This is a genomic window from Flavobacterium sp., assembly GCF_044368625.1.
In the GTDB taxonomy this organism is placed as follows: domain Bacteria; phylum Bacteroidota; class Bacteroidia; order Flavobacteriales; family Flavobacteriaceae; genus Flavobacterium.
Genome location: NZ_JBIPPD010000185.1, coordinates 1 through 6526, shown reverse-complemented (window position 1 = coordinate 6526; position 6526 = coordinate 1). Strand labels below are relative to the sequence as shown.

Below are 6526 nucleotides of genomic sequence, written 5' to 3'. Positions count from 1 at the left end.
TTATTGGATTTAATTGCATTATTGGACGATAAAAAAGCCGATACCAGTTCGATATACGATACCAACGGCGGTGTAATTGAATATTACAAACGCAAAGTTCGGGATTCCAATAAAGAGGGTTACGGGAGAATAAGTTTGGCTCGTGGTTTCGAAGTTTCTTCCAATACGGTTATGGCGCAAGCGGTTCAAAAGGCGTATAAAAATAATCCATCGCAGTTTGTGGATCGAATTAACAGTTATGGATTGAATAAACCTTTGGGTTTGCCAATTGAAGGAGAAGGGATTCCTAAAATCCCACAAGTCAACGGATCGGGTTGGTCTGGAATTGCTTTACCGTGGATGGCTTACGGTTACGGTGTTTCGGTTACTCCCTTACAAATGTTGACGTTGTACAATGCAGTTGCCAACAATGGCGAAATGGTGAAACCCATTTTTGTCAAAGAAATAAAAAATTGGAACAAGACGATTAAAAAATTCGATAAAGAAATCATCAACCCCCGAATTTGTTCTGCGGAAACACTTGCTCAAGTGAAAGCAGTACTGGAAAACACCGTAAAAAACGGAACGGGTAAAAAGTTGTTTTCCAAAGAATTTTCGATGGCAGGAAAAACGGGTACGGCTCAAGTGAATTACGGAAAAGGAAAAGGTGCCGAAAGCGGGATGTATTATGCCTCGTCTTTCGCAGGTTATTTTCCAGCCGACAATCCTAAATATTCGTGCATCGTAATTATTCACAAACCAAGTAAGGAAAAAGGAATTTATGGAGCAGACGTGGCAGGTCCTGTTTTTAAACGAATTGCTCAAAAAATATTTACTGATTCGCCTACAATGAATGAGGTGAAAAACTTGAAAAAGAAAAACGTAAAACAAGAAGCCAATTACGATGCATACTATACCAAGATACAGCGAGAGCTAAAAAGTATTCCAAATGTAAAAGGAATGGCAGGTATGGATGCCGTGGCATTGCTTGAAAATCTCGGTTTGCGTGTAAAAATAGTGGGTATTGGAAAAGTGAAAAATCAAAGTGTACTTCCTGGAAATACAATTCAGAAAAATACGCTCATCACCTTAGAATTATCATAATGCTTTTAAAAGAACTAATATATAAAGTAGCTATCGAATCGGTTCGTGGAACCACGGATTTGGCTGTGGCAAAAATCGAGTTTGATTCCCGAAATGTGTGTCACGGCGATGTTTTTGTTGCCATTTGTGGAACTCTTTCGGATGGGCATAAGTTTATCGAAAAAGCCATCAATCAAGGTGCAATTGCAATAGTTTGCGAAAAATTACCAGAAAATCTCATTACAGGAATTACCTATATTGAGACGAAAAACACCCATTCGGCATTGGCGTTTATGGCGGCTAATTTTTACGAAAATCCTTCTAGAAATTTAAAATTAGTTGGCGTCACGGGTACCAACGGCAAAACCACGGTTGCCTCTTTGTTGTACCAATTATTTAAAAATGCAGGATACAAAGTAGGATTGCTTTCGACGGTTAAAATTTTGGTAGACGAAACCGAGTTTAAAGCAACTCATACCACGCCGGATTCTTTGACCATCAATTTCTATTTGAAAAAAATGAATGAGGCGGGAGTTGAATTTTGTTTTATGGAAGTGAGTTCGCATGGAATTCATCAAAAACGTACCGAGGGATTAACTTTTGAAGGCGGAATTTTTACCAATTTGTCCCACGATCATTTGGATTACCACCCCACTTTCAACGAATACCGTGATGTAAAAAAAGCATTTTTTGATGGATTGTCTAAAAGTGCTTTTGCGTTAACCAATTTGGACGACAAAAATGGCTCGGTAATGTTGCAAAATACAGTTGCTCGAAAGCGCACTTATGCTTTAAAAACACATGCCGATTACAAAGCTTTAATCTTAGAAAATCAAATTTCTGGTTTGTTGCTTAAAATAAATGGTGATGAACTTTGGACGCGATTGATTGGAACATTTAACGCCTATAATTTGGCTGCTATTTATGGAGCCGCTGTCGAATTGGGCATGGAATCTTTGGAAGCCTTGCGATTGATGTCGGAGTTAAAAAGTGTTTCAGGGAGGTTTCAATTTATTGTATCGGATAGTAAAATTACCGCAATAGTGGATTATGCCCATACACCGGATGCGTTAGAAAATGTACTGAAAACCATCAACGACATTCGCACAAAAAACGAACAATTGATAACCGTGGTAGGCTGTGGAGGCAATCGGGATAAAACAAAACGTCCTGTAATGGCACAAATTGCAACACAACTGAGTGACAAAGTAATCTTAACCTCCGATAATCCCCGAACCGAAAATCCGGAAACGATTATTCAAGAAATGGAAAGGGGTGTAGAGCCTCATAATTATAAAAAATCAATGTCCATTTTGGATCGTAAACAAGCCATCAAAACGGCGTGTCAGTTGGCTTCAAGTCAAGATATTATTCTTATCGCTGGAAAAGGTCACGAAACGTATCAAGAAATTCAAGGCGTTCGACATGATTTTGATGATATGAAAATAGTGAAGGAATTTTTGATAATGCTACAAAAATAGAACGATATGCTATACTATTTATTTGAATATTTAGACAAAACCTTAGACGTCCCAGGTACGGGCGTTTTTCAATACATTACCTTTCGTTCGGCTTTAGCGGTATTGCTATCGTTACTGATTTCTACGGTTTTTGGAAAGCGAGTCATTAATTTTTTGCGCAACCAGCAAGTGGGCGAAACCGTACGTGAACTTGGTTTGGCAGGTCAAAATGAAAAAGCAGGAACACCAACAATGGGTGGTTTGATTATCATTATGGCAACGCTAATTCCAGTTGTTTTGCTAACTAAGTTGGATAATATTTACATTGTTTTACTGATTGTAACCACGTTGTGGATGGGCACCATCGGTTTTGTAGATGACTATATCAAAATTTTCAAAAAAGACAAACAAGGCTTAAAAGGGATTTTCAAGGTAGTGGGTCAAGTTGGATTAGGTATAATTGTTGGTTCAGTTCTGTATTTTCATCCGGGGGTTACGGTTCGTGACGATGCGAATTCTAAAAGTGTTTCCGCTTATTCTACCGAGCAAAGTGCTTCGGCAATAACTCCCGTAGATTTGGAAGAAAAGTCAACACTAACTACCATTCCATTTTTCAAAAATAACGAATTTGACTATGCCGAGTTATTAGCATGGACAGGCGATAACTACCGCGATTGGACTTGGTTGATATTTATTCCTATCGTAATTTTCATCATCACTGCAGTTTCAAATGGGGCCAATTTAACCGACGGAATCGACGGTTTAGCTGCCGGAACGTCTGCGATTTCGGTTGCGGCATTGGGACTATTTGCGTTCGTTTCGGGAAATATTATTTTATCAAATTACTTAAACATTATGTACATACCCGATTCGGGAGAAATGACCGTATTTATTGCCGCATTTGTGGGTGCTTTAATTGGTTTTTTGTGGTACAATTCGTATCCAGCTGCCGTTTTTATGGGCGATACAGGAAGTTTAACCATTGGCGGAATTATTGCTGTTTTAGCAATAGCGGTTCGCAAGGAAATGCTTATTCCACTTTTGTGCGGTATTTTCTTGGTCGAAAATTTCTCAGTTGTCCTTCAAGTCAGTTATTTTAAATACACCAAAAAGCGTTTTGGTGAAGGCCGAAGAATTTTTTTAATGTCGCCTTTACACCATCATTATCAAAAAAAAGGCTATCACGAGAGTAAGATTGTAACCCGTTTTTGGATTGTTGGAATTCTATTGGCCATTTTAGCTATTGTAACTCTAAAACTCCGATAGATGAAAAGATTAGTGGTTTTGGGCGGTGGTGAAAGTGGTGTTGGTACAGCAATTTTAGGAAAGAAAATGGGCTACGATGTTTTTGTATCCGATTTTGGAAGTATAAAAGAAAATTACAAGGAAGTTCTTACAATTAATGGAATCAAATGGGAAGACAATAAGCATACTGAAGATCTGGTTTTGGATGCAGATGTAGTGATGAAAAGTCCGGGAATTCCTGATAAATCAGCAATTGTTCAAAAGCTTTTAAAGAAGAAAATCTCCGTGATTTCTGAAATAGAGTTTGCAGCAAAATATACCGATGCTACCTTAATTGGAATTACAGGAAGTAACGGAAAGACTACTACAACAATGTTGACCTATCATTTGCTAAAATCGGCAGGTTTGAATGTAGGTTTAGGCGGAAACATCGGTAAAAGTTTTGCTTGGCAAGTAGCCGAAAATAATTTTGACGTGTATGTTTTGGAATTAAGTAGTTTTCAACTCGACGGCTGTTTTACGTTTATCCCGCACATTGCTATTTTGACCAATTTGAGTCCGGATCATTTGGATCGGTACGAATATAAATACGAAAATTACATCAATTCGAAATTCCGAATTACGCAAAATCAGAGTGAAACGGATTATTTTATTTACGATGGGGATGATGAAATGATCGAAAAATGGTTTGTAAACAATACAATTAAAGCACAAAAAATTCCTTTTTCTCTAACTAAATCCTATGAAATTGGAACAACAATTCAAGACAATACAATGAAAATAAACACAAGCGATAACGAATTTACAATGGATACAACACATTTAGCGCTCGAAGGCAAGCACAATATGAAAAACGCAATGGCAGCTGCATCTGTAGCACAATTGATGAAAATCAGAAAGCAGACTATTCGGGAGAGTTTGGCTAATTTTCAAGGTGTGGAGCACCGCTTGGAAAAAGTATTGAAAATTCAGAATGTACAATATATCAATGATTCTAAAGCTACAAATGTTAATGCTACGTTTTTTGCTTTAGACAGCGTGACCAGTCCAACGGTTTGGATTGTAGGTGGTGTGGATAAAGGAAATGATTATAGCGAATTGATGGCATTGGTGAATGAAAAGGTAAAAGCCATTATTTGTTTAGGGGTTGACAATAAAAAAATAATCGATGCTTTCGGTTCCATTGTGGACATGATGGTGGAAGTTTCCTCAATGACAGATGCAGTTCGAACTGCCCAACATATTGCCGAAAAAGGCGATACAGTTTTATTATCGCCCGCTTGTGCGAGTTTCGATTTGTTTGAAAATTACGAAGATAGAGGCCGTCAGTTTAAGCAAGCTGTACAAAATTTGTAGTAATAAATAAAGAATTATGAAGGCGTTAATCAACAATTTAAAAGGAGATAAAGGGATTTGGTCATTCGTGGCCTTACTTGCCCTGTTTTCTTTTATGCCGGTTTTTAGCGCAAGTAGTAATTTGGCGTTCATGAATAATGGTTCGGGAAACACGTTAAGTTATTTGGTCAAACACGCGGTTCACATTGGTGTTGGATTCTTTATGATTTACCGTTTGCACAAAATGCCCTACCATTATTTTAGGGCAATTTCTAAAATTCTTTTGCCACTTGTTTGGCTGCTTTTGGCCTATACAATGTTTAAAGGAACGGTTATTGAAGGAGCAAATGCAAGCCGGTGGATTCAAGTGCCTTTTGTAGGAATTACTTTTCAAAGTTCGACGGTAGCCTCCATTGTTTTGATGATTTATGTTGCCCGATATTTAAGCAAAACCCGCGATACACCTATTACTTTTAAAAAGTCAATGTGGGAATTGTGGACACCCGTAGGTATCACGCTAATATTGATTTTGCCTGCGAATTTTTCAACAGCAGCCTTGCTTTTTGCAATGGTAATCTTGTTGGTTTTCATCGGTAAATATCCGTTGAGATACATTGGTTTTGTTATTTTGTTGGGTTTGGCAATGCTTACATTCTTTGTTTTGGTTGTCAAAGCTTTTCCAGACGCTTTTCCAAATCGTGTAGATACGTGGATGAGCCGAATTGAAAATTTTACTAGCGATAAACCTGACGAAGACGATTACCAAATTGAAAAAGCCAAAATTGCCATTGCCTCGGGCGGAATTTATGGCTTGGGTCCTGGCAAAAGTGTTCAAAAAAACTTTTTGCCTCAGTCTTCTTCTGATTTTATATTTGCAATAATTGTGGAAGAGTACGGACTTATTGGAGGTTTGGGTGTTTTGCTATTATACATGTTGCTGTTTTTTCGTTTTATTGTTGCAGCACACAGTGCGAACTCTATGTTTGGCAAATTATTGGTAGTAGGACTTGGATTTCCAATCATATTTCAAGCCCTCATAAATATGGGCGTTGCAGTAGAGTTATTGCCGGTAACGGGACAAACATTACCTCTCGTTAGTAGTGGTGGAAGTTCCATTTGGATGACCAGTATTGCTATCGGAATTATATTGAGTGTGACCAAAAAAGAAAACGAAATCGTTCAAGAATTAAAAGAAAAAGAACAACGCGAAATTGCTTTGCAAAAATTAATCGACAAGCAATTGGCAGAAGATGAAATCCCCCTAACCCCCAAAGCGGGAAATGAAGATTATACAATAGAAGTTGAAGAAGTAGGCAATCCGATGGATGCGGTAAAGTTTAAATAATTTATTGAGTTATTAAGTTAAATTCCGTATATTAGTTCCTTTAAATACTGAATTATGGATAATTTTAAAGGTCAAAATA

Annotated in this window: 5 protein-coding genes; all 5 read left to right on the top strand. The window is 37.7% G+C overall.

Annotation, left to right across the window (positions count from 1 at the left end; all coding sequences use genetic code 11):
• The coding region (locus ACIQ2X_RS12455; RefSeq protein ID WP_396179244.1) for a penicillin-binding transpeptidase domain-containing protein at positions 1 to 1083 on the top strand (1083 nt) is incomplete at its 5' end.
• Positions 1083 to 2543: a UDP-N-acetylmuramoyl-L-alanyl-D-glutamate--2,6-diaminopimelate ligase gene (locus tag ACIQ2X_RS12450; RefSeq protein WP_396179243.1), complete on the top strand. Its 1461-nt coding sequence runs from the start codon at positions 1083 to 1085 to the stop codon at positions 2541 to 2543. The genes ACIQ2X_RS12455 and ACIQ2X_RS12450, both read left to right, overlap by 1 nt.
• A gap of 6 nt (positions 2544 to 2549) precedes the next feature.
• The gene (mraY, locus tag ACIQ2X_RS12445) at positions 2550 to 3788 is read left to right on the top strand and encodes a phospho-N-acetylmuramoyl-pentapeptide-transferase (RefSeq protein ID WP_396179242.1); all 1239 of its coding nucleotides are present in this window, start codon (positions 2550 to 2552) and stop codon (positions 3786 to 3788) included.
• On the top strand, positions 3789 to 5123 hold the full coding sequence (gene murD, locus ACIQ2X_RS12440; RefSeq protein ID WP_396179241.1) for a UDP-N-acetylmuramoyl-L-alanine--D-glutamate ligase: 1335 nt from the start codon (positions 3789 to 3791) through the stop codon (positions 5121 to 5123).
• 16 nt (positions 5124 to 5139) lie between these two features.
• Positions 5140 to 6447, top strand: a complete 1308-nt coding sequence (locus ACIQ2X_RS12435) for an FtsW/RodA/SpoVE family cell cycle protein (protein WP_396179240.1) — start codon at positions 5140 to 5142, stop codon at positions 6445 to 6447.
• Positions 6448 to 6526 lie beyond the last annotated feature (79 nt).

Coding starts and splice junctions, on each gene's coding strand:
- ACIQ2X_RS12450 (WP_396179243.1), top strand. CDS start 1,083: ATGCTTTTAAAAGAACTAATATATAAAGTAGCTATCGAATCGGTTCGT.
- mraY (WP_396179242.1), top strand. CDS start 2,550: ATGCTATACTATTTATTTGAATATTTAGACAAAACCTTAGACGTCCCA.
- murD (WP_396179241.1), top strand. CDS start 3,789: ATGAAAAGATTAGTGGTTTTGGGCGGTGGTGAAAGTGGTGTTGGTACA.
- ACIQ2X_RS12435 (WP_396179240.1), top strand. CDS start 5,140: ATGAAGGCGTTAATCAACAATTTAAAAGGAGATAAAGGGATTTGGTCA.